Annotated in this window: 14 protein-coding genes and 1 tRNA gene; 3 read left to right on the plus strand and 12 right to left on the minus strand. The window is 50.9% G+C overall.

Annotated elements, in window-relative coordinates:
- Positions 1 to 178 precede the first annotated feature (178 nt).
- Both ACXX82_RS23825 and ACXX82_RS23830 read left to right on the plus strand, forming a co-directional pair.
- Complete coding sequence (locus tag ACXX82_RS23825) at positions 179 to 895, plus strand: response regulator (RefSeq protein ID WP_322239032.1); 717 nt, start codon at positions 179 to 181, stop codon at positions 893 to 895.
- On the plus strand, positions 892 to 4,278 hold the full coding sequence (locus ACXX82_RS23830; protein WP_458563844.1) for an ATP-binding protein: 3,387 nt from the start codon (positions 892 to 894) through the stop codon (positions 4,276 to 4,278). The genes ACXX82_RS23825 and ACXX82_RS23830 overlap by 4 nt, the downstream gene beginning before the upstream one ends.
- Before the next feature lie 91 nt (positions 4,279 to 4,369).
- Here ACXX82_RS23830 and ACXX82_RS23835 read toward each other — a convergent pair.
- The 7 genes from ACXX82_RS23835 to fdnG form a co-directional block, all read right to left on the minus strand.
- Positions 4,370 to 4,462 (minus strand) — tRNA-Sec (locus tag ACXX82_RS23835).
- A gap of 170 nt (positions 4,463 to 4,632) precedes the next feature.
- Entirely contained in the window at positions 4,633 to 6,666 is a 2,034-nt protein-coding gene (gene selB / locus ACXX82_RS23840; protein ID WP_322239036.1) for a selenocysteine-specific translation elongation factor, read from the minus strand.
- Positions 6,663 to 8,186, minus strand: coding sequence for an L-seryl-tRNA(Sec) selenium transferase (gene selA, locus ACXX82_RS23845; protein WP_458563845.1), 1,524 nt, complete (start codon positions 8,184 to 8,186; stop codon positions 6,663 to 6,665). Before selA ends, selB begins: the two co-directional genes overlap by 4 nt.
- On the minus strand, positions 8,183 to 9,223 hold the full coding sequence (gene fdhE / locus ACXX82_RS23850; protein ID WP_322239040.1) for a formate dehydrogenase accessory protein FdhE: 1,041 nt from the start codon (positions 9,221 to 9,223) through the stop codon (positions 8,183 to 8,185). Before fdhE ends, selA begins: the two co-directional genes overlap by 4 nt.
- Positions 9,224 to 9,468: 245 nt before the next feature.
- Positions 9,469 to 10,131 carry a formate dehydrogenase subunit gamma gene (locus ACXX82_RS23855; RefSeq protein WP_458563846.1) on the minus strand — a complete coding sequence of 221 codons (663 nt, stop codon included), beginning with the start codon at positions 10,129 to 10,131 and terminating at the stop codon, positions 9,469 to 9,471.
- Complete coding sequence (gene fdxH / locus ACXX82_RS23860; RefSeq protein WP_322239044.1) at positions 10,128 to 11,057, minus strand: formate dehydrogenase subunit beta; 930 nt, start codon at positions 11,055 to 11,057, stop codon at positions 10,128 to 10,130. Before fdxH ends, ACXX82_RS23855 begins: the two co-directional genes overlap by 4 nt.
- Positions 11,058 to 11,094: 37 nt before the next feature.
- A complete protein-coding gene (gene fdnG / locus ACXX82_RS23865) occupies positions 11,095 to 14,166 on the minus strand; it encodes a formate dehydrogenase-N subunit alpha (RefSeq protein ID WP_322239046.1) in 3,072 nt (1,023 codons plus the stop codon).
- 554 nt (positions 14,167 to 14,720) lie between these two features.
- Here fdnG and tkt point away from each other — a divergent pair.
- A complete protein-coding gene (gene tkt / locus ACXX82_RS23870; RefSeq protein ID WP_458563847.1) occupies positions 14,721 to 16,796 on the plus strand; it encodes a transketolase in 2,076 nt (691 codons plus the stop codon).
- Positions 16,797 to 16,865: 69 nt separating this feature from the next.
- Here the strand turns inward: tkt and ACXX82_RS23875 are convergent, their stop codons facing one another.
- The 5 genes from ACXX82_RS23875 to ACXX82_RS23895 all read right to left on the minus strand — a co-directional run bounded on the left by ACXX82_RS23875 (position 16,866) and on the right by ACXX82_RS23895 (position 23,436).
- Positions 16,866 to 17,555: an HAD family hydrolase gene (locus ACXX82_RS23875; protein ID WP_322239050.1), complete on the minus strand. Its 690-nt coding sequence runs from the start codon at positions 17,553 to 17,555 to the stop codon at positions 16,866 to 16,868.
- Positions 17,552 to 19,000, minus strand: a complete 1,449-nt coding sequence (gene zwf, locus ACXX82_RS23880; RefSeq protein WP_458563848.1) for a glucose-6-phosphate dehydrogenase — start codon at positions 18,998 to 19,000, stop codon at positions 17,552 to 17,554. Before zwf ends, ACXX82_RS23875 begins: the two co-directional genes overlap by 4 nt.
- A complete protein-coding gene (gene gnd / locus ACXX82_RS23885; protein ID WP_322239055.1) occupies positions 18,997 to 20,079 on the minus strand; it encodes a phosphogluconate dehydrogenase (NAD(+)-dependent, decarboxylating) in 1,083 nt (360 codons plus the stop codon). Before gnd ends, zwf begins: the two co-directional genes overlap by 4 nt.
- Before the next feature lie 95 nt (positions 20,080 to 20,174).
- Positions 20,175 to 21,587 carry an alpha,alpha-trehalose-phosphate synthase (UDP-forming) gene (gene otsA / locus ACXX82_RS23890; RefSeq protein WP_322239057.1) on the minus strand — a complete coding sequence of 471 codons (1,413 nt, stop codon included), beginning with the start codon at positions 21,585 to 21,587 and terminating at the stop codon, positions 20,175 to 20,177.
- 16 nt (positions 21,588 to 21,603) lie between these two features.
- Complete coding sequence (locus ACXX82_RS23895; protein WP_322239059.1) at positions 21,604 to 23,436, minus strand: glycoside hydrolase family 15 protein; 1,833 nt, start codon at positions 23,434 to 23,436, stop codon at positions 21,604 to 21,606.

Raw genomic sequence — 23,436 nt, forward strand, 5'->3', positions numbered from 1 at the left:
CTCGGAATATTCTCAGACGTTTACAGTTATTTCCACATCAAAAAGAGATGTCTCTTAATTCAATTGCCACCAATTATTGAGATAATTCTATCTGTGTCGCGGGATTTCAAGGCTCTCAAAAATATGTTCACGCGATCGCCGCCATTTTTGTGTGGAATAGAAAGATAAGGGAAATATTATGTTTGAAACCCAGCAGCAATTTGAAAATATCCACACCAACGAGACATGCGACATCATAGTCGCAGACGATCATCCCATTTTGTTACATGGGGTTGAAAAAATATTGGCAACAACCAAAAACGTCCGTATTGTAGCAACCGCGCAAACGGTGTCAGACACGTTCAAAGTGCTTGAGATTTATCCATGTGACATTCTGATATGCGATTATTCTTTCTATGGCGATGAGTTCCCTGATGGCTTACCAATGATTAAAAAGATCCGACAGATATACCCTGATCTTAAAATTATCATCCTTTCTGCTCGGGATGATCTGGGAACAGCCCGTAATACGCTGGAATGTGGCGTATATGGATTCGTCCGTAAAAATAGTGACATGCGTAACGTGATCAACGCTGTGCATGAAGTCAGATCCGGCAATAAATTTACTGACTCTGCCACCACGCAGGACATGTTAAAAAATCTCTTATCTTTAGGAAGAAACGAACGCTCACCAGCAGTCGGACGTGTCTCATACACACCTAAAGAAATTGAAACTATACGTCTACTCCAACGCGGGTTGACTCTTACGGAGATCGCGGAGTTGACGAGTCGCAGCGTCAAAACAGTCAGTGCACATAAACAGTTGTTGATGAAAAAGCTCGGCACCAAAAGTAACATTGAGTTTTTCCATACGCTCAGTAATGAACAACTGATGTCCTCCATCACCTCGCAATGATCAAACATGACGAGAACAAACCGTTCTCGACACATTGTTCACAACCAGGCTCACCCAATGGAACCAGCTCCGTTCAACTTTTAGGTCAATACTATCAATGGATACTCTACGGCGGTGCCACGCTGTTTACCTTTGTCGCGCTAGTGGCAGGGTTAATCGCAGTGGCAATGTACACAGAAAATTTTGTCCACGCGCAACGACTTCTATTCGATGACGAACAGCGTCAGGTAGAAATCAGGGTCATTACAGCAAATGCAAAAATGCGCCAAGCTATTGTAAGGCAAGAGTTTTTGCATAAGCAACGGCAATCGGACGTGGCGGGAAAAGCAACAGCTAATTTAATTCCGCTCGAACGATTTAGTTTTATTCAACATACGGCGCGCAACATAGCCATCAATGCAGCGATTGATGCCGCCGTTGACACCGCGGTCAGCAAGTCGGACATCACATCGGGCACGCAACCTGCCGTGACTTCCGAAATTGCGGCTAATGCCGTTAACAACGGCCCCGCCAAAGCATCAACAGAAATGCTGGTGCTAACCGCGTTGAACGTTGCCAAACCGTCTGCAAAACTGGCAACGCTTCTGACACAATTTTACGATGTCTCACCTAATGTCGTCATGAATACCTTACCGGCGGTTGAGGGTTCGTACGTCATGCTTTATGATAAAAAGAAAACTTTTTTGGGCTTGCATGCACCGCAGACGGAGATGTCGGCTAAATCGCTTCAATCTTCACATCGAAATCCAATGGAGATTCGCGCCGCAATTGTTAAGGCCGTCGCACCTGTTGAGGCCGCACTGCAGACAATACCAGCCGCAAAACTACGCGCAGGTAAGACCATCTGGATCGCGCCCTATAAAGACCCTTTAAGCGGAAAACTGATCATCAGCCGGGCGGCCGTGACCTTTCATGGCGATAGCGCTTTTTCAGTGCTGGTCATTAGCACGCCGGTTGATCTGTTCGACCAACACTTCCTATTGCAACCGCTACCAGCAGGTTTTGGCGTAATTGCGTCAAACGGAATCGTACTTTCAGGGGCGGTCAGCGATGATGCTGGCAAACAGTCGCCCTATCAACAAAAGACATCATCATCCAGAATTAAAAAATATAGCGATACTTTGAAAGCTTTTTTCGACGGACGCGCCACGCTTGTCACCTTAAGCCACCCTATCAGAGACACTGGCTGGACTATGGTATACACATTCAACTGGCGTATGTTGTGGGACGTACTTCACCACAAAATTTATTTTGCGCTCGGCGTCGCCTTAATGCTCAGTATCATTTTATGGACTGCCGTCTTTTTCTTCAATCGCCTGGCATTCATTCCCGTCATTCGAGAAGCGCTACGAGTGCATGACAGCGAAGCGTTTAACCGCGCTATGATGGGCGTGGCGCCATTGGGATTTTTTGTACTAAATTATCCGACAGGAGAACTCATACTGGCCAATGAACAAGCACGACATATCGCCAGTCAAAGTCACGCCTTCGATGAGATAACGTCGTTCCATCAACGCCTGATGGCATGCTATAAAAATCAAGGTCAGTCAGGTGCAGGCGATCAGACACTTGCCCATGATGTATTAGAGTTGTCCGCAGCGGACGGAACATGCACCTTTGCGCTGGCGGCTTTTACCCGCACACGTTACTTGCGCAATGACGTGCTGTTATGCTGTCTTAGCGACATCACCTCCCAGAAATGTGCGGAACGTGCTCTGCAGCGTGCAAAGATAGAAGCCGACCAAGCAAATAAGGCCAAATCCATGTTTTTGGCATTAATAAGCCATGAGATAAGGACGCCTTTGCATGGCGCCACTGGCCATTTGGAGTTGCTGGAAATGGCGCCTTTAGCATCATCAGAAAGAGAACTCGTGCAAACGATCCGTGGTTCGTTTGAATCGCTCCTGCGCATCATTAATGACATATTGGATATCTCAAGAATTGAGGCTGGCAAATTATCTCTGGAAATTGCGCCTTTCAATCTACGTGACGCAGTGGCGTCATGTACGCACTTGTGGACACCTGCCCTCGAATCCAAATCTGTTGACTTTCAATGTCGAATCACATCTACGGTTCCGGAGAATCTGGTCGGTGATGCTGGGCGAATCGCGCAAATTTTAAATAATTTACTATCAAATGCAGTGAAATTCACACATGTTGGTAACATTATTCTCGACATTTCCGGCTCATCGCATCCGGATGGATATACGTTGCAGATCGGTATTCGAGATTCTGGCATCGGCATTGCGACTGAGGATCAAAAACGGCTATTTACACCCTTCAGCCAGGCGAACTCTAGTATCGCACGCGAGTTCGGTGGCACCGGTCTGGGTTTATCATTGTGTAAGCAGTTAATCGATGCGATGCAGGGAAAAATCACCATTCAGAGCGAATACGGTGCGGGGACCATTGTTCTGGTGACGCTAGTGCTGGGCCATGCGGCCGTTAATGCTATCTCACAACCAATCGATCTCAGCGCCCTTAAACATTGGCGCATAGGTAATGCTATACCCATTACCGCGATTCGCTATATGCCGTCGATCTCGCTGTCCCAAATCCATGCACAGCCTCAGGAGCCGATCCCATCGACTGTGTTACGGGTACTCGTGGTAGAAGATGATCCTGTCAGTAAAAAATTGCTGGAGAGGCAACTATACTCATTGGGACAGAGTAATGTCGATTTTGTCGATAATGGGAAACTGGCATTAGCGCTGGCAACCTCAGCGCCGAGCGACTATCCGTATGACTTGATATTGACCGATATGAACTTACCGCACATGAGCGGGTACGAACTCATTTCATCTTTACGGCAGCATGGATTGGATACGCCAATTATTGTCACCAGCGCAAGTGGTGAAAATGATCAGACAGTGGTTATTCGGCCTCAAATTGACGCTTATCTGACCAAGCCGATTTCTTTGGTTGATTTAAAAAATGCTCTGGCACGCTATTTTTTTATTAATAGTTCATACGCCCCACAATCTACTGGGACGAAAAGAGGCACTTCTGCTTTCGAGGCATCTATTAATCAAGCCGAGACTTTGGCAGCCACCTTCAACGACAACCTTGGTTCATCTATAGTCGATGATGACATTGCTAAGATTTTTTTGGACACGTACCGACAAGATTTACGTTCACTACTACTTGCCTTCCAGAATAGGGAGTTTGGAGCCCTCGATGGGGCTTTGCATCGGCTCAAAGGCGCACTATTGGCAATACAAGAAGATGGCCTAGCCCAACTATCGGAACAAATATGCCATGACAGTCATCGCAATCCTTGTGTCCCAACGGTAATTGGTTTGCGAAAATTCGTGAAAAATCTGCTGAAAGTCGTCCGCAATCTTCGTACGTCCCTAAACGCGAATGATCTGAAAAATGAATGAGTTACACCAACCGTCCTGGGCATTACTGAACATTAATGAGGCCCAATCAGACTTAGTCAGCCTCGTATCCATCTGAGAGCAGGCCATAGGGCGGAAGGCAGCAAGAGTCGAACTTACGAGGGAACGGCTGACGCCCCCTACCGGGTTTGAAGCCCGGCCGCACCACCGGATGCGGTTGCCTTCCAAGAAAACTGTACGCTGCGGAATGGATTATTTCCCATTGCCGCTTGTTCCGTATTGCTCAATAGGTACAGCTCATTAAGCACTACTTAACAGGTATCGCTGGATACCAATACTCTTTAATACTATTCAAAGATACTATTCAAAAATACCACCTGAAGAATCCAAAAACCGTTACAACATAACGTCGCTTCCCCACAAAGCGTTTGGCCGCAGGATGTGCGTGTCTTTCAAGCGCCGAGTATAGCCGACCCGATCAAAAAATTCCAATAATTGAATGGCCCGTTTTCGCCCGATACCGGTCGCATCCCGAAACGCGGCAGCGCTGACTAGCCGTGCTTTTGCACCGGTTGAAGCGACGCAGCCTGCTTCATCGATATCGTTTGCAAGCACTGCGACTATCCTCGCCAGGTCATCAATCTTTGAGGGATGATAAAACAGATCCTTCACAATTTGACTTACTTCAGCCCGCTTTGCTAGCTTACATAAAAGATCGCGGACCTCCGCTTCGCCAGCGCCATGCTCACGCGCCAGATCGCGCACCCAAGGCGGACTAAATCCTGCGGCCTCAAGTGAGGCTAGCAACTGAATCGCTAACGCTAGCTCATCTGCGCGCAGTTCCACGGTATGCTCAGGCAAATGCAACCATGGACCTTGTTGTACCAACATTCCGGTCGCACATAACGATGCCACCAGCGCACGCCAAAGCGACTCATCCATATCTGGTTCAACGATACGTCTTAAACGGCCAATTTGCGGACCAATATCATCGGGTGTACTCGCGTGAAAAGTCCGCAATCCTTCGATCGTGCGCGCAGCAAGTGCATCCCAGGCAGCCCGTGAAATAAGTACTGCATCACCATCCCTGATCGAAATCGATCGCGTATCGATGGGAAGAACTAGCCGCTCGGGTGGCAACTGTGATAACCGCACCAGCCCAGAACGATAAAGACCAAGCGGATTGCAGTCAAGAAGCGCGGCGCTATCGCCAGAGTCCACAAAAGCAGCAAGTGCATCGCGCCATGCATGACGTGCAGCACTGCGCCGCTTGGTCGCAGGTCCGAATGGATCAAGTACACGACCGCCGCCAATGGTGCGGGATGCTTGTGCGTTACGGATCACAAAGCGATCGCCCGGCACCGCGTGGAGAGGCGCATCAAACACAAGCTGCACCCTACTCTCCTGCCCCGGCACTATCACATCGCCATCAAGCAGCACCACGTGCGCGGTGCGATGTGCGGCACCGAGGTGGACATGCACGGGAGACCAGGACTTAAGAGAAAGTCCGGCATCGGACAATAAGCGCAGCGCACCATCAATACGCTCGGAACACTCAGCCAGTGCTGGTGACAAAATCCAGTCGCCACGACTGATCTGCTCACGTGGAACACCCACTAGATTCAACGCTAATCGCTGACCGGCATGACCGCTTGCTGATGGACGATTTTGCGCGTGAATACTGCGCACCCGCACACGTTCGCCGCTCGGCGCCAGTATCAAAGTATCGTCAACAGCCACGTGTCCAGCCAAGGCGGTTCCAGCGATGATTGTTCCGTGTCCAGCCAACGTAAAGACACGATCTATCGCTAATCGGAACAAGCGCTCGTCCGGCATGGAGGAAGTCGCGAGCGTGGCATCGGCAATTTGCGAAATATTTGCGTTAGTTTGGTTAGTTGCAAGGTTAACAGCTGTACCGTTCACATTATTTGCACTGAGCGTCAAGTAGGCAAGTAGCGCCGCTACGCCTGGATCGCCAGCAATATGTGCCTGAGTGCGAAAAATCTGCGCACCAGAAAATGGCGTTGATGCAAGAAGCACGTTGATATCCTGCTCGACAGCAGCCATGCGATCGCTATCGACACGATCAATTTTGGTCAGCGCTACCGCACCCCGCTTAACGCCCAGCATGGCCAATATCGCCAGATGTTCACGTGTTTGCGGCATGATGCCATCGTCGGCGGCGATCACCAACAAAGCAAAATCAATTCCACTAGCGCCTGCGGCCATGGTGTGAATCAATTTTTCATGACCAGGAACATCAATCAGGCCCAGAACCTCACCATTGGGCAAAGGCAAATAAGCATACCCAAGCTCAATCGAGATCCCGCGTTCTTTTTCCTCTTTCAGGCGGTCAGTATCCACACCCGTCAAAGCACGCGTCAAGGTCGTCTTACCGTGATCGATATGTCCTGCGGTACCAACAATCATGATGCTAGTACTAGCGTGGATAGTTGCGCAATGAACTGTGCTTCGTCCGCAGTTTCAAGACAACGCAGGTCCAACCACAACGTATCATTGGCGATGCGCCCAATCACTGGACGCGGCAAGTTACGCAGCATCTTTTCAATTTTTCCTAGCCCGCGGCCACGCCGCTGCGGCGCATTAATACGTAGCGAGAGGCCATAACTTGGCAGCAAATCAACCGGTAACGCACCGCTTCCGATCTGGCTAAATAATGGTTCGGAGGTCACGACAACTGTCGGTCCCAATGCCTGCTGAACTATCGGCATGAGATTTTCAGCTTGTAACCGCATCGCTGACTGCTGACGCGTCAACAAACGCAAGGTTGTCAGTCGCTCAGGCAGAAGCTCAGGGTTACGATATAGAGCAAGCACGGGCTCCAGCGCAGCTAATGTCAGTTTTCCAACCCGTAGCGCACGCTTGAGAGGATGACGTTTGATTTTTTTGATGAGGTCGGCGCGCCCCACAATCAAGCCAGCCTGTGGACCACCAAGCAATTTGTCGCCACTAAAGGTCACCAGATCGGCACCGGCTTCAATGGTCTCGCGTACCGTTGTCTCGTGCGGCAATCCATATTGAGAAAGATCAACTAGCGTACCGCTTCCCAAGTCGACCACGGTCGGTACACCATGCGTTTTGGTCAGTTCGGCGAGTTGCGCTACTTCGACACTTTTAGTAAATCCCTGAATTGCATAGTTGCTGCAATGGACCTTCATCAGTAACGCGCTACGCGGGCCAATCGCATCCGAATAGTCAGATACATGGGTGCGATTAGTGGTTCCGACTTCGTGCAGTTTTGCGCCCGCACGCATCATGATGTCCGGAATACGGAACGAACCACCAATTTCGACCAATTCCCCGCGCGAAACAATGACCTCGCGGCGAGGAGCCAGCGCACTCAACATCAGCAAAACGGCGGCGGCATTGTTATTAACAACCGTAGCCGCTTCAGCCCCGGTTAACTCACAGAGCAAGTCTTCGACCAAATCATCGCGGTCGCCGCGCTTTCCGGTCGCCAGATCAAACTCCAGATTCATCGGAGAACTTAATGCTGCAACCACCGCATCAATCGCCACATCTGGTAACAATGCTCGGCCCATATTGGTATGCAATACCGTGCCAGTAAGATTGAATAGCTGTTTCATTGACGGAATCGCAGCCGTCGCCAAACGCTCAGCAAGTACCGAGGTGAGGCCAGCGAATGGGTTTTCTCTATCTTGCAGCTTTGGCCGATTAACCGCGGTACTAGCATCCGCAGCAACGCTCGCCACGCCGCGCACGATTTCCGCCCGCAACTCGGCAAGCAACGCGCGCAGCGCCGCCAGAGTTTGCGTGCGACCATATTTTTCGATCAACGGAACACTGGATGCATCCGCAAGAACACTTTCGACGGAAGGCAAGCGAGCTGCAAAAACGACCTCGCCACCGGCAACCGATGTGGCCGCTGAAGTTGCTAGTAATCCCGCCGCCGATCGCAGGTCTGTCATGCGGGGCCGCTAAACCACAGTAACGGATTCATGCTTGCCCGCGTATAGCCGGCTTCGGTGACCAACACATCCAGCGTCAAACTGGCCAGATCGTCTGCCAAAGGCTCAACTTCGTAGTCGTGCTCCTGATTGACGATTTTGCGATAGGTGTGACAATCGTCGCAGGTCTCGGCCCGAATAACCTTTTGAGGATTGTTCGCCTTATTAGCCTTGATCGACGTTGAGATATTCTTCGACCCGGTAGCAGTGTTTGAAGTATCAATGTCCGCATCGCCAAGTGCGTCCAGGCCTTGATAGGCGATGTGAGCATTTTTTTCGCAATGGGAACACTTCACACGCACCATGTGCCATTCACTCGCACAAAGCTCACAATGCAGATAACGGTAACCCTGCGATTGACCGCCGATACGCACCACGCTGGCTACTGGATGCGAACCGCAAACAGGACATAACGCAGCCGTTTCCAACGTCGGCACGTCCTTCAGCGATAACTTGCTGGCACTATGGCTCCACAACACTTGTAACGCGGCAGCAATAAATGGTGCTTGGGCTGGATCGACATCTTCCGTACGTTGGGCTAAGACAGCATCCGCCAATGTATCCAGTGATGTCTGATCAAGCGCCTGCAAAGCTGCCAATACAGGACCCAATTGAGGCCGCGTCGATACGACTGGCGCCAAAAAGGCCAGCAATCGCTGGAAAATCAACTGCCATACAACAGGTCTTGGACCAGACGCTGGCAATGGTGGCATCGCGTGCTGAAGCCCGATATCGAGTACCTCCCGATCAGGCAATGCTGCATCCGCATCGGTCAGCGATACAAATACCGCGTTCTGCGCTTCGACCAACTCTGCCATCAACAGTAAATAGCCACTTAACTCTGCACTAACCGGCGTGCCTGTTATTTCATTCGCTGCCAACTTGCGCAAACGTGCCGCGCGCGCTTTAAACACGCCTTCCGCGGACGGCAAGCATAAGCGTGGGATCGTAATGTGATCGAGGGATTCAATTTCCCCGCGTTCAAGAATTCGCTGCACTGAAACTCCCTGTAAATAATACTGTAGAACCTGATCACGATATTACCGCGCAGGCGGGATTGATGTCAGCATACCACTCAACATCACCCTTTGATCTCATGCAAGCTTATCGGCGGCAGACGCACCCAACTGACGCCACGTCGGCGTAGTTGAGCGCAATGTCCATTTGCACATACTGAGGACACATTAACAGTTCAAATTGAAAAATCAACGTAAGTCGATATCAATCACCATAACACCTCACATCATGGTTGCTTTTTGACGCTTTCCTTAAACCAACGCGGGTGATGTTTTTTTGCCCAGCCGTAGGTGACCGTACCACGCACCATTGCACCCATCGAACCCTTGATCCAGAAACCTGCATAGATGTGAATGATGATACCAATGATCAGAACAAACGCACAAACAGCGTGCAATAACGCTGCTGCACGAATGACTGGGATCGGAAAGTAAAATGCAAAATACGCGCGCCAAATCACGATTCCGGATGCCAGCAAGCCTAGCATGCACACCACCAGTGTGAAGAATAACAACTTCTGCCCAGCGTTATAGCGACCGATTTCGGGCAGCTTGTCCTCGCGATTGGCGAGGACATCGTCAATTTGCTTCAACCACTGCACATCACCCTCTTCAAAGAAGTTGTGATGCCAAAAGCGCAATACAAGGAAGGCGAATGATACAAACATGACAACGCCAACAAAGGGATGCAGAATCCGCGTCCACTGCCCGCCTCCGAACAGTTCAGTCAGCCAAAACATGGCTGGATGAAACAGGGCCAATCCGGAAAGAGCCAGCAAAACGAACGTAATCGCTGTGATCCAGTGATTACTGCGTTCGTTGGGTGTGTAACGAAGGATCAGAGGCGTGGGCGTCTTGTGCTCTTTCAACTCGTTCAACTCGGGATTCATCTTGGCTCTCCTTGCTGCTGCTCTTCCTGTATTTTACGAGCGGCTTCCTGGGCCTCGCGCTCTTCTTCCTCAGTCACTTCGGCAGGGCCGACGCGCGTGTAGTGGAAGAAACCTGACAACGCAGCCAGTGCGAGACCGGCAACAGCCAACGGTTTGGCGATACCCTTCCATAACGACACCATCGGACTAATGCGCGGATTGTTGGGCAGACCATGATAAAGAGACGGTTGATCCGCATGATGCAATACATACATCACATGCGTACCACCGACGCCAGCAGGATCGTACAAACCGGCCTTGTCGAAACCACGCGACTTCAGATCTTCAATGCGCTCTTCCGCATGCTGCTTCATGTCTTCTTTTGTACCGAACACAATGGCACCAGTCGGACAGGTTTTGACGCATGCAGGCTCTTGACCGACCGCAACACGGTCAGAACATAAAGTGCATTTATAAGCACGATGGTCCTGCTTCGAAATGCGCGGCACATCAAACGGACATCCCGCAATACAGTAGCCGCAACCGATACAATTTTCCTGATGAAAATCGACGATACCGTTGGTGTATTGCACGATGGCGCCAGGTGCCGGGCAAGCTTTCAGACAGCCCGGATCCTCGCAGTGCATACAGCCATCTTTACGAATTAGCCACTCAAGATTTGCATCCTGATTTTCATATTCCGAAAACCGCATCACGGTCCACGATTTATCGGTCAGATCACGCGGATTATCGTAAGTACCGCTCGTATCGCCAATTTCATCGCGCAGATCATTCCATTCCATACATGCGGTCTGACATGCTTTGCAACCGATGCATTTAGAGACATCGATCAGCTTTGCGACAGTTCCTGTGACGGGTTCCCGCACCGACGGCGGCTGTACCGTCGTCGCCGACAAGCGCCGGATATCAAGTGATTGCATTGACATCTTTAGTCTCCTCTTTCAGCACACGCTAGTAGTTTGCTCATGCTTTTTCCACCTTCACCAGGAAAGATTTGAATTCCGGCGTCTGGGAATTCGCATCACCGACTGACGGTGTCAGGGTATTGATCAGATATCCGGGCTTTGCAAGACCCGTAAATCCCCAGTGAATCGGGAGTCCGACTGTGTGCATCTTTTTGCCTTCAATCATCAAGGATTTGATCCGTTTGGTCACTACAGCTTTGGCAATAATGTGTCCTCGCTTCGAACTGACGCGCACGCGCTCGCCTGCTACGACGCCTACTTCTTTCGCCAGGTCTTCACCAATTTCGACAAATTGCTCGGGCTGAATAATCGCATTCAGCTTGGCATGCTTAGTCCAGTAATGGAAATGCTCGGTCAATCGGTAACTGGTTGCAATATGCGGATAATCCTCATGTTTTCCCAATTGCGCACGGTCCTGTGGAAAGACCCGTGCAGCCGGATTGCTGGTCGCCAACGGATTTTTCGGGTGCATCGGGTTATAGCCGAGCGGATTTTCAAATGGCTCGTAATGTTCTGGGAAAGGACCTTCCGCCATCGCACCTCGGGCAAAGAACCGCGCCACGCCCTCACCTAACATAATAAACGGACCCATCCCGTTTTCCGGTGGTTCGTCAGCCTTGAAGTCAGGGATATCAGGACCATTCCAAGCGGTGCCATTCCAGCCAATAAGTTTACGTTTGGCGTCAAATGGCTTGCCCTTCACATCGCAAGAAGCACGGTTGTACAACACCCGACGATTGAGCGGCCAAGCCCAAGCCCAGTTAAGGGTCTGGCCAATCCCGGTAGGATCGGTGTTATCACGGCGCGCCATCTGATTGCCCGCCTGCGTCCACGCACCGCAGAATATCCAGCAACCGCTAGTCGTCGAGCCATCGTCACGCAACATGGCGAACGACGGCAATTGCTCGCCTTTCTTCGCCAGTAGCTTGGTCGGATCTTTTAGATCATACAAATCGACCAGCGCTTTACCGTTAAATTCCTTGGCCAGTTCTTCCGGCGTCGGACTTTCAGGATTAGCATAATTCCATGTCAGATTCACAATCGGGTCAGGAAACTTGCCGCCATCGCGTTTATACATCGTGCGCATGCGCAAAAATATGCCGGACATAATGTCCAGATCGCTGCGGGCTAAACCCGGTGGTTCCGATCCCTGCCAATGCCATTGCAACCAGCGCGCTGAACTGACCAGCGATCCACGCTCTTCCGCGAAACAGGTAGTTGGCAAACGGAACACTTCAGTTTGGATTTTAGCCGGATCGACGTCATGGAATTCGCCGTGTGGTTTCCAGAACTCAGCCGTTTCCACCGCAAGCGGATCCATCACCACTAGCCATTTCAGTTTAGACAGGGCTTCAGTAACTTTTTGCTTGCTCGGCGCAGAAGCAAGCATGTTAAAGCCCTGCGCGATGTAGCCGTTCATCTTGCCCTGATGCATCAACTCAATGGCCTGCAATAAGTCGTACGGCTTATCAAGCTTAGGCAAGTAATCGTAAGCCCAGTTATTTTCCGCAGTAGCGGCGTCGCCCCACCAGGTCTTCATAAAACTGACATGAAAACTGCGGTAGTTTTTCCAATAACTTAACTGATTAGGACGCAACGGTTTCGTCGCACGGGCAGCAATATAAGCGTCAAAATCCTGTTCTTTCTCGCCGGGCAACGTCATGTAGCCTGGCAAAAGGTTCGACATTAACCCCAAATCGGTCAGACCCTGGATGTTAGAGTGACCACGTAACGCATTCATTCCGCCGCCAGCGATACCGATATTTCCCAGTAATAGCTGGACCATTGCACCGGTACGAATAATTTGTGCGCCGGTGGAGTGATGCGTCCATCCCAAAGCGTACAAAATAGTACCTGCGCGATCCGGGGTGGCGGTCGAAGCCAATGCTTCGGCTACTTTATGAAATTTATCCGATGGCACACCGCAAATACGCTCCACCATTTCTGGTGTATAGCGCGAGTAGTGCGTTTTCATCAATTGATAAACGCAACGTGGATGCTGCAAGGTGGTATCGATTTTGGCAAAGCCATCGCTACCCATCTCGTAATCCCACGTGCTTTTGTCCGGATACCCGCCAGCCTTTTCGCTGTAACCGGAATACAAACCATCTTTGAACGCAAAATCATCACGCACAATGAACGGCATGTCGGTGTAATTGCGAACGTACTCGTGCTGAATCTTATCGTTCACCAACAAATAGTTGATGATTGCGCCAAGGAACACAATATCCGTACCGGTCCGGGTCGGGACGTGATAGTCCGCCACTGACGCGGTGCGGGTGAAACGCGGGTCAACCACGATCAATCGCGCCTTGTTATGCGCTTTCGCTTCTGTTACCCATTTGAATCCGCAAGGGTGTGCTTCAGCGGCATTGCCGCCCATTACCAGGATCACATCGGCATTCTTGATGTCGACCCAATGATTCGTCATCGCACCACGGCCAAACGTCGGGGCAAGACCTGCCACCGTCGGTCCGTGTCAAACGCGTGCTTGATTGTCGAACGTTAACATTCCCAAACTACGAATTGTCTTGTGCGTCAAATAACCAACTTCGTTACTTCCCGCTGATGCAGCCAACATACCGGTGGTCAACCAACGATTGACGGTCGCACCTGCGGCATTTTTTTCAATAAAGTTTTCATCGCGATCTTTCTTCATCAGACCAGCGATTTTATCTAGCGCGTCGTTCCATGATATTTTCTGCCATTTGTCGTCGCCAGGAGCGCGATACTCTGGTGCAAGCAACCGACTCGGGCTATGAATAAAGTCAATCAGGCTTGCGCCCTTTGGGCATAACGTGCCGCGATTGACCGGATGATCCGGATCGCCTTCAATATGCAGAATGCTCGAGGAGACATTTTTTGCTCCGTCGCCCAGACCGTACATCAGAATGCCGCAGCCAACCGAACAGTACGGACATGTATTACGCGTTTCCGTTGTGCGAGAAAGCTTATATTGTCGAACTTCCGCCAACGCCGCAATTGGCGCAAAGCCAAGCAAAGCGAGACTGGAACCCGCCAGCGTCGAGCCAGTAACTTTAAGAAACTGGCGCCTTGATAGTTGAACCATGGTGAATGCCTCTAAATGGTTTCAAAAAAAAAATATGTACACAGGAAATATAAAAAAATATATCACGCTTTCACGGAACAGCGCGGGTCTTACGATAAATTGAAAAAGTGCGCTTTTATCCACGCGACAACGTAGGAAAAAATGCTATAAAGCAATGTTTTCCAAGAAAAATGTTTTCTTTTATGGAACAAACTGACAACAGAAAAGATTGCAAAAAGGTTGTCTGGAGGAATAACGTCACGCAGTACTGCACATTCCCCATTGATCTCTCAAATTGGGTGGAGCGCATTATATCCCTACAAGCCAAAGTAAGTATTTTTTCAACGTAAACGCCGAATTCGTTTGTTAGTTGCAGAGTACAACGCCTAAATTGCGGCTATCGCCCCGCTGTTTGTCGTTTTTTTAAACTATTTAATTAAACCCCTGTCTATTTTAACAATTCCCAACAAATTCACGACGGTTACGCCAATGTGCGTCCGTCGAGCTCTGTTAGTCACTCTTCGTTTTTAAATCTTCGCCTATTAGCGCCATTCAACCCATCAAGGAGCAGCTAAATGTCCTCAACATTTTCAGAAGTCGACGAGGCGTGTGTTAATACAATCCGTTTCCTGGCGGTCGATGCCGTGCAACTTGCCAATAGCGGTCATCCCGGCTTGCCACTCGATGCGGCACCGATGGCGTATGTTCTCTGGTCACAATTTCTCAAGCATCATCCAGCCAATCCCGATTGGTTCGACCGGGATCGTTTTGTCCTTTCGGCAGGGCATGGATCGGCACTCCTGTATAGCCTGATTCATTTGACCGGCTACGATCTACCGCTTGAACAAATGAAAAGGTTTCGCCAATGGGCCAGTTCCACGCCCGGCCACCCTGAACGCGGCGTCACGCCAGGCGTCGAGATGACAACCGGACCCCTCGGTCAGGGCTTTGGCAATGGCGTCGGCATGGCAATGGCCGAAGCACATTTCGCAGCTCACTATAACCGCGACGGCTATGAAGTCATCAACCACTACACCTATGGAATTGTGAGTGACGGCGACCTGATGGAAGGCGTGACATCCGAGGCTGCCTCTTTGGCTGGTCATCTGCAATTAGGCAAATTAATCTATTTGTATGATGACAACAACATGACGCTGTCCGCCAGCACCGAGATGACCTTCAGCGAGGATCGGACGCAGCGCTTTGAGGCCTATGGCTGGCATACGCAGATCATTGCGGACGGCAACGACCTTTCAGCTATCGCGCAAGCACTCGCTAACGCTCGCTCAGAAACCCATCGTCCCTCCTTGATACTGGTGCGCACTCACCTTGGTTATGGCTCGCCCAACAAACAAGACACCTTTGAGGCGCATGGTTCTCCACTCGGCACCGAAGAAGTCCGCCTGACCAAACGTAATCTGGGCTGGCCCGAGGAACCAGCGTTCTACGTTCCCGATGCCGCCCGCGCACACTTTAAAGAAATAAATGATCGCGGCGAAAAGCGTGAAGCTGATTGGAACGCGACAATATCAGCCTATACAAAACAGTTTCCCGACCTAGCACAAGAATTACACCAACGTATGTCGGGCGGCGCAGGACAGCTTCCCGACGGCTGGGATGCCGCTATTCCACAGTTCCCCGCAGATGAGAAAGGAATGGCCACCCGGATCGCATCGGGCCAGGTAATGAACGCGATTGCTACACACTTTCCGGCATTGATTGGCGGCTCGGCAGATTTGGATCCATCGACCATGACGGCATTAAAAGGCTTCGGAGATTTTCAACCAGGTGGCGTCAGCGCTCGCGACCGACAGGGTTCGAACGGCGGGGGTTGGAGTCCTGATGGTCGCAATCTGCACTTTGGTGTGCGCGAACATGCCATGGGCGCGATCATGAATGGTATGGCAGGACATGGCGGCACAGTGCCATTTGGTGCGACATTTCTAGTTTTCTCCGATTACATGCGGCCATCGATACGCCTTGCCGCGCTATCAGAGTTGCAGGTAGTTTTCGTCTTTACCCACGATAGCATCGCGCTAGGCGAAGATGGGCCGACCCATCAGCCGGTGGAACAGCTTGCCAGCTTGCGTGCCATACCGCGGCTAATCGTGATTCGTCCAGCCGACGCGAACGAAACGGCTCACGCATGGCGCGTTGCAATCCGGTCAACTGATCGGCCCGTGGCACTCGTATTAACCAGACAGAATTTGCCAACACTCGACCGGATCCGGTTTGCTGCTGCCGAAGGCCTGCAACGCGGCGCTTACATTCTGGCCGATGCGCCTGACGGCCATCCCGACTTAATCCTGATCGCTAGCGGTTCGGAAGTAAAACTGATCATTGCCGCGCGGGAAGAATTGATGAAACAAAACATTCAGGCACGCGTGGTGTCGATGCCCAGTTGGGAGTTATTCGACGCCCAACCGCAGGAATACCGCGATACCGTCTTCCCGCCATCAAAGCCAAGACAACCAAGACTCGCGGTGGAGGCTGGCGTGGCACAGGGTTGGCATCGCTACATCGGTGATGACGGCGATATCATCTCGGTAGACAAGTTTGGTGCATCCGCAGCCGGAGACGTGGTGCTGCGAGAGTATGGTTTTACCGTCGAAAACGTCTGCCAGCGGGCCTTGGCTCTACTTCAACGTTAAGCCGGATTGCAATCTGTATGACCAGGATGGAAATGTGAAGCTAATCTCGCAAAGACGGGAAGCGTCAATTCACTTGTCCGAAAAAATCAATTCCCCATGTTGATAATCCAGCGCATTGATCAGATCACCAATACACTCAACCGTCAAATTCGCCGCCGGATAATTGACGATGTTTTCGGGGTCCAGAGCGTAATGACCTTGCCGCGGAAAGATAGTCGTTAATTGATTTTTCATGACGTTTTTCATGGCTGCCAGAATTCGTAATTTATCATCGATCATGACATAGTGCTGGGCCGGATAACGTCGTTGAAGGTCTTCCAGCATTTCCTCTTTATGAATATAGATCAGCACGCGACCATCGACAGCATCCCATAATCCTGAGCGTTGAATTTTGCGCGGCTGAAAAACCACGTCGCCATCCGAAAGAATGACAGTCGGTCCCCATTGCCCAACGTGGGCGATAGTCTCCAGCGCATTCGGATATAGGCGCGTGGCAAATGGATAGTCCACCAGAAATGCCGACATTTGTAAAAGACGCGGGTCATTCATACCGCCTGTTCGATAGCGTTGCAATGCCCCCAAATAGTCTGCGTATCCCAACTCGGTTCGCAACTCTTCAAAGATTTGCCAATAGCGGATACGGTTTGCTGCACCGAACTCTGCCTCCAGATGCGTTTGGAGATCAAACTGCACGCGGTCATTATCGAGCAACGTATTGTCGCAATCGAACAGGAAAACAATCTCACTTGGCGTTGTCATGGCAGCATGTCCTTAGATGTTGGGTTATGCCATTGATCGCTACCGGTCATCATTTTTTGCGCTGCATCCGGCCCCCATGTGTTCGACTCATAGACATCTATTGGTGCGGCATTGTGACTATTTTGTTCCGTCGCACTCTCCAAAACAGGATCAACGACGCGCCAGGCGGCCTCGACCATATCACCCCGTGTGAACAAGCCCGCATTGCCTTGAAGCGCATCGCCCAGTAGCCTTTCATACGGCGTCATTTCATCACCTGGATGGTGATGCGCGACCAATGCTGTCGCTGTGCCAATCATCGCTTCGCCGGGTAGTTTGGTCCTCGCTCCTAATGCGATCTTCATATCCGGGCCGAGTCGAAAAATGAAATAATTTGGGTGATTTGACCCAGTTTTGTCGAAGACAGTTTTCGCCGGTGATTTAAGTTCGATCATCACTTCAGTGCACGTCACCGGCAATTCCTTACCAGCGCGAATATAAAACGGCACGCCCGCCCAGCGCGGATTATCGATATGCAAACGCAGGGCTGCAAACGTCTCAACCTGAGAGTTCGGCGCCACGCCTGGCTCATCAAGGTATCCGCGGAACTGCCCTTTTATTACTTCCGACGGTTCTAATGGACGCATCGCGCATAATACCCGCAGCTTTTCATCGCGGATGGCATCCTGCGCAGAATCGGCGCTGACGTCTTTCACTTCAATTAGGTCGTTTTCCGGCACTTCCATCGTCAACAACGCCAACACTTGAAGCATGTGATTTTGCACCACGTCGCGGATGGCTCCTACTTCTTCGTAAAAAGCACCACGACACTGGACGCCGAATTGTTCGGCCATCGTGATTTGGACGCTGGCCACATAATCGCCATGCCAGATCGGCTCAACAAATGTATTAGAAAATCTAAAATACAGCAGATTTTCGACCGGCTCTTTACCCAGATAATGATCAATTCGGAAAATGGCCTCCTCAGCAAAGGAAGCCAGTAATGTCCGGTTGAGTGCTTGCGCTGACGCAAGATCGCGTCCAAATGGTTTTTCGATGATCACACGCGCATTATTAGCGCCGCCCGATTTGGCAAGCCCTTCAGTAACCGGCCCGAACATACTTGGCGGCACCGCAAGATAGTAGAGCGGCCGCACCGCTTTACCCAACACCTTACGTAGTTGAGTGTACGTCGCGTCGTCTTGGTAATCGCCGCTGATATACTGAAGGCGGGCCGATAGTTTTGCGAAGGCATCGGCATCGAAACTGCCATTTTTTTCTATACTGTCACGCGCGCGTTCACGTAATTGATCGTCAGTCCAGTCGGACTTAGCTACGCCGATAATCGGAAGGTCGAGATGACCATGCTTAATCATCGCTTGCAAGGCAGGAAAAATCTGCTTGTAGGCAAGATCACCAGTAGCACCGAAAAAAACAAACGCGTCAGAATGCGATACTGTCATCATTCCTCCTGCCGCTTATTCGACACGATTTTTGTGATGCCACGCTTGGCGGCGGATGTCTCTGCGGCGGTCGATGGCTTTTCAATATGGCCGCCGAACCCCTGTCGCATCGCCGACAACACCTTATCGGCAAAATCGGCTTCGCCACGCGAACTGAAGCGCTCAAAAAGAGCGGCACTCAGTATCGGGGCCGGCACGGCTTCATCAACCGCTGCAGTAATCGTCCATCGCCCTTCCCCAGAATCAGAGACCCGACCGGCATAATTTTCTAGTGCAGGATCAGCGACGAGTGCACTTGCCGTCAGATCCAATAACCACGAGCCGATAACGCTTCCACGACGCCATAATTCGGCGATCTCAGGAAGATCTATCTCATATTGATAATATTCGGGATTGCGTAGCGGTGTAGTCTCGGCGTCGACATCGCCCTTTTGCAGCCCAACGTTCGCGTGCCGCAGAATATTCAAGCCTTCTGCGTACGCGCCCATGATGCCGTACTCGACACCGTTGTGGACCATCTTGACGAAGTGGCCCGCGCCTTGCGGCCCGCAGTGCAAATAACCTTGTGCCGCAGTGCTGTTTGCATTGTCGCGCCCAGGTGTGGGAGAGGCAGCAGCCGAACCCGGCGCGAGCGTCGCAAAGATCGGATCAAGATGGATGACGATTTCTTTTTCGCCACCAATCATCAAACAATAGCCACGATCTAAACCGGCCACACCACCGCTGGTCCCAACATCCACATAATGAATCTGTTGTGATGTCAACTCTTTCCCGCGTCGGATATCGTCATGGTAGTAGGAATTGCCGCCATCAATGATAATGTCACCGGCATCGAGTAAAGGCGCTAATAACGCAAGATCCTGATCGACCAAAGCCGCCGGAACCATCAACCAGATAACCCTTGGCTTCTGTAATTTGGCGACCAGATCGTCAAGCGACGATGCCCCGCTGATGCCAGGGCTTAAAAGATTGTTGATCGCCTCTTCCCTGACATCGTATACCACGCATTCGTGATCACCTTTTTGCAGCCGCCGCACCATATTGGCGCCCATGCGTCCCAACCCAATCATGCCAAGTTGCATTGTGAACCTCCTTATTTAAAGGACCGTTCAGCGGAATCTGCAGGTATTTTATGATCGATGGGCGATGGTTGATGTCCACTCTTCAACCAACCTGCCTAATCGGCTACCGATTGCCCCGCTGGCAAATCCAAATTGGCTAATGTTTCAAGAAAAGTATTGCACCACCAATGTACGTCCTGTTCTTTGATGCGACGTAGCAATACTTCGTGTCGATTCTGACGTTCCTCCAGAGGCATTTGCAAGGCTTGTTGAATGACTTGCGCAGTGTGCTCAATATCATAGGGATTGACCATCAAGGCTTCTTTAAGTTGCTCTGCCGCTCCGGCAAATCGCGACAAAACCAATACCCCCGGATCTGAGGGATCCTGGGCGGCAATAAATTCCTTTGCGACCAGATTCATGCCGTCGCGCAACGGTGTGACCAGGCCAACACGACTGGCGCGATATAAGCCAGGCAACCGTTTGCGCGCAACCGTACGATGGATGTAACGAATCGGCATCCAGTCCAACTCACCAAAATCACCGTTAATGGAACCGCACAAATTTTCCATTTCCGTGCGAATATTGGCATAAGCATCAACATCCTCCCGACTTGGCGACGCAATTTGAATCAACGTCGCGCTGTTCTTATTCTCAGGAAATCGTGTAAGTAGTTCGCGGAATGCGCGAATACGTTGTGGCAGTCCCTTGGAATAATCCAGTCGATCAACGCCGACCAATAATTGGCGGCGAGAATATTCCTCTCGCAATCCGCGGAACATTTGATTACCTTCTTTGGTTTCCGCCATACGAGTCAGCTCACCGACATCGATACCAATCGGAAATGAGCCCGCTTGTACCGTACGATCAAAGGCGCGGTAACGTCCATCGGACAACACTTCTGCGTGTGCTTCACTTTGCACATAGTGGGAAAAATTTAAAAGATCGGCGTCACTTTGGAAACCCAACAGATCATAAGCAAAGAGCGTACGCATCAACCATTCCTGATGCGGAATTGCCGCCGTAATAAGTGGTGGTGGCATGGGAATATGCAGAAAAAATCCCATACGATTGCGGCATCCCATAGCGCGTAAATTTGCCGCTAGAGGAATAAGATGATAATCGTGTACCCAGATTTGATCGTCCGGTTTCAGCAATGGCAGCAACTTGCGCGCAAACAATTCGTTTACCCGACGATAGCCCTCTGCGAAACCCGGTTCATAATTCCCCAGATCCAGCCGATAATGAAACACTGGCCACAACACACCGTTAGCGTATCCAAGATAATACGCATCGTGATCCTTACGACTCAAATCAACCGTCACCAGCGTGATATTGCCTGCTTCCTCTGTATGGAGCTTACCTTCCCCCTGAACTCCGCCCTCAGCTTCTTCGATTATTTTTCCGCTCCAGCCAAACCAGAGAGCGCCAGTTTGTTTCATACTTTCCCCGAGCGCTACCGCTAGGCCCCCAGCAGCAGGCTTACGCGGATCGGCAACCCGATTTGAAACAATAACGAGACGTGACATAGTTTTCCTTAGAGGCTTAAATTGCAGTATCCCATGGAGCAGAAAGCCGCACAGCACAGTTAATCAGTCCTACCATTGAGTAGGTCTGAGGAAAATTTCCCCACATTTCACCAGTAACCGGATGCGTATCTTCAGACAGCAATCCCAAATGATTGCGCGCCTTCAGCATCGTTTCAAAAATTTCACGCGCCCGCTCTTTACGGCCAATCCGCGCCAACGCGTCAATCCTCCAAAACGTGCAAATATTGAATGCAGTTTCAGGTTTCCCAAAATCGTCCGGTGCCTCGTAACGGCGCATATAAGGACCATCGCACAAAGAGCGCTCCAAAGCGTCAACGGTAGCGATAAATCGCGGATCCATCGGATCGATAAAATTCACTTCGGCCATCAGCAAAACGCTGGCATCCAAATCACGTCCGCCCAGACTTTCGGCAAAAGCCTGCCGTTCTTCGCTCCACGCATCGCGCAATAGGTGTTCACGAATAATCGTGGCACGCGCCTCCCAATGTGCAGCGCGCTCGGTCAAACCAAGCGCATGCGCGATTTTGGACAGTCGGTCGCAGGCGGCCCAACTCATCAATACCGACGAGGTATGTACCCGCGCACGGGAGCGTAATTCCCACATGCCGGCGTCAGGCTCGGCATAGACTTTAAAGGCTTGTTCGCCAACTGCCTCAAGATTGATAAACTCGGCAATACCTGCGCGATTGAACAGGCGCTGATCGAGAAATGCCTGAGTCGCCCCCAAAATGATATTGCCGTAAACATCGTGTTGATAATGTTCCTGCGCCTGATTGCCAACACGAACGGGTGTATGACCACGATATCCTGGCAAATGATCGACGATCAACTCTGGCAGCATCTCTTCCAGCCCGATTCCGTACAACGGCTGAATGTGACCACCTTTAGAACGCGCCACAACGTTGGTCAGCCAGCGCATGTAATCTTCCATGGTGCCAACTTCGGACAAACTGTTTAGGGCGCGCACGACAAAAAATGCATCGCGCAGCCAGCAATACCGATAATCCCAGTTACGACTGCTTCCTGGTGCCTCGGGAACGCTGGTCGTCATGGCTGCGATGATCGCACCAGTATCCTCATATAACGACATTTTGAGCGTGATCGCCGCCCGAATAACAACGTCCTGCCATTCCAATGGCACAGCAAGGCGTCGGCTCCATGTACGCCAATAACGAATCGTTTCTTTTTCGAACATGCGCGCAGTATCTTCGATCCCTTCCGCCAATGTCTCGTCAGGGCCAAGCAGGAAGTTTGCGGTTTGATCCAGTACAAAAAACGATTCTGTCAGGATGTAACTGAGTGAAGTGTCGGTATTGAGGCGCAGTGTGGTTGCGGCCCCGACATAACGTATGTGATGACTACCTTGCGTGACGGTGGGTATCTGCCTTCCCCAGTCAAAACGTGGTCGGAGCCTCACTCTAATGCGTACTGCGCTATCTAACGGACGCACGCGACGAACTAACATGAGTGGTCGATACATGCGATCCCGACTCATAAAACGCGGCGCTACGTCCGTGATTTCGATGCCGCGCCCGTCAGTATCGAATAATCGGGTGTGCAACACAGCGGTATTTGGTTCGTAGAATTGCTCGGATCGGGCAAAATTCTCGATTTCAATACTCCACAAACTGCCATTCTCCGATTCATCAAGCAAAGCGTTAAACACCGGGTCACCGTCAAAGCGTGGGAGACAACACCACACCATGCGCCCCATCTCATCTACCAATGCGCTTAACGCGCAATTTCCAACAACCCCGCAAGCAAGCGTCGATGTACTGCGTTTTGGATCATTGATGGGCGCTGATGATTCAGCATAATTTTTTGTCAT

It is taken from the genome of Glaciimonas sp. GNP009 (genome assembly GCF_054343755.1).

Excerpts from the sequence above, each read along its gene's own strand:
- otsA (WP_322239057.1), bottom strand. The coding sequence starts at position 21,587 with ATGTCACGTCTCGTTATTGTTTCAAATCGGGTTGCCGATCCGCGTAAG.
- selB (WP_322239036.1), bottom strand. The coding sequence starts at position 6,666 with ATGATTGTTGGTACCGCAGGACATATCGATCACGGTAAGACGACCTTG.
- fdxH (WP_322239044.1), bottom strand. The coding sequence starts at position 11,057 with ATGTCAATGCAATCACTTGATATCCGGCGCTTGTCGGCGACGACGGTA.
- ACXX82_RS23825 (WP_322239032.1), top strand. The coding sequence starts at position 179 with ATGTTTGAAACCCAGCAGCAATTTGAAAATATCCACACCAACGAGACA.
- ACXX82_RS23895 (WP_322239059.1), bottom strand. The coding sequence starts at position 23,436 with ATGACAAAAAATTATGCTGAATCATCAGCGCCCATCAATGATCCAAAA.
- ACXX82_RS23875 (WP_322239050.1), bottom strand. The coding sequence starts at position 17,555 with ATGACAACGCCAAGTGAGATTGTTTTCCTGTTCGATTGCGACAATACG.
- selA (WP_458563845.1), bottom strand. The coding sequence starts at position 8,186 with ATGACAGACCTGCGATCGGCGGCGGGATTACTAGCAACTTCAGCGGCC.
- tkt (WP_458563847.1), top strand. The coding sequence starts at position 14,721 with ATGTCCTCAACATTTTCAGAAGTCGACGAGGCGTGTGTTAATACAATC.
- zwf (WP_458563848.1), bottom strand. The coding sequence starts at position 19,000 with ATGATGACAGTATCGCATTCTGACGCGTTTGTTTTTTTCGGTGCTACT.
- ACXX82_RS23830 (WP_458563844.1), top strand. The coding sequence starts at position 892 with ATGATCAAACATGACGAGAACAAACCGTTCTCGACACATTGTTCACAA.
- ACXX82_RS23855 (WP_458563846.1), bottom strand. The coding sequence starts at position 10,131 with ATGAATCCCGAGTTGAACGAGTTGAAAGAGCACAAGACGCCCACGCCT.
- gnd (WP_322239055.1), bottom strand. The coding sequence starts at position 20,079 with ATGCAACTTGGCATGATTGGGTTGGGACGCATGGGCGCCAATATGGTG.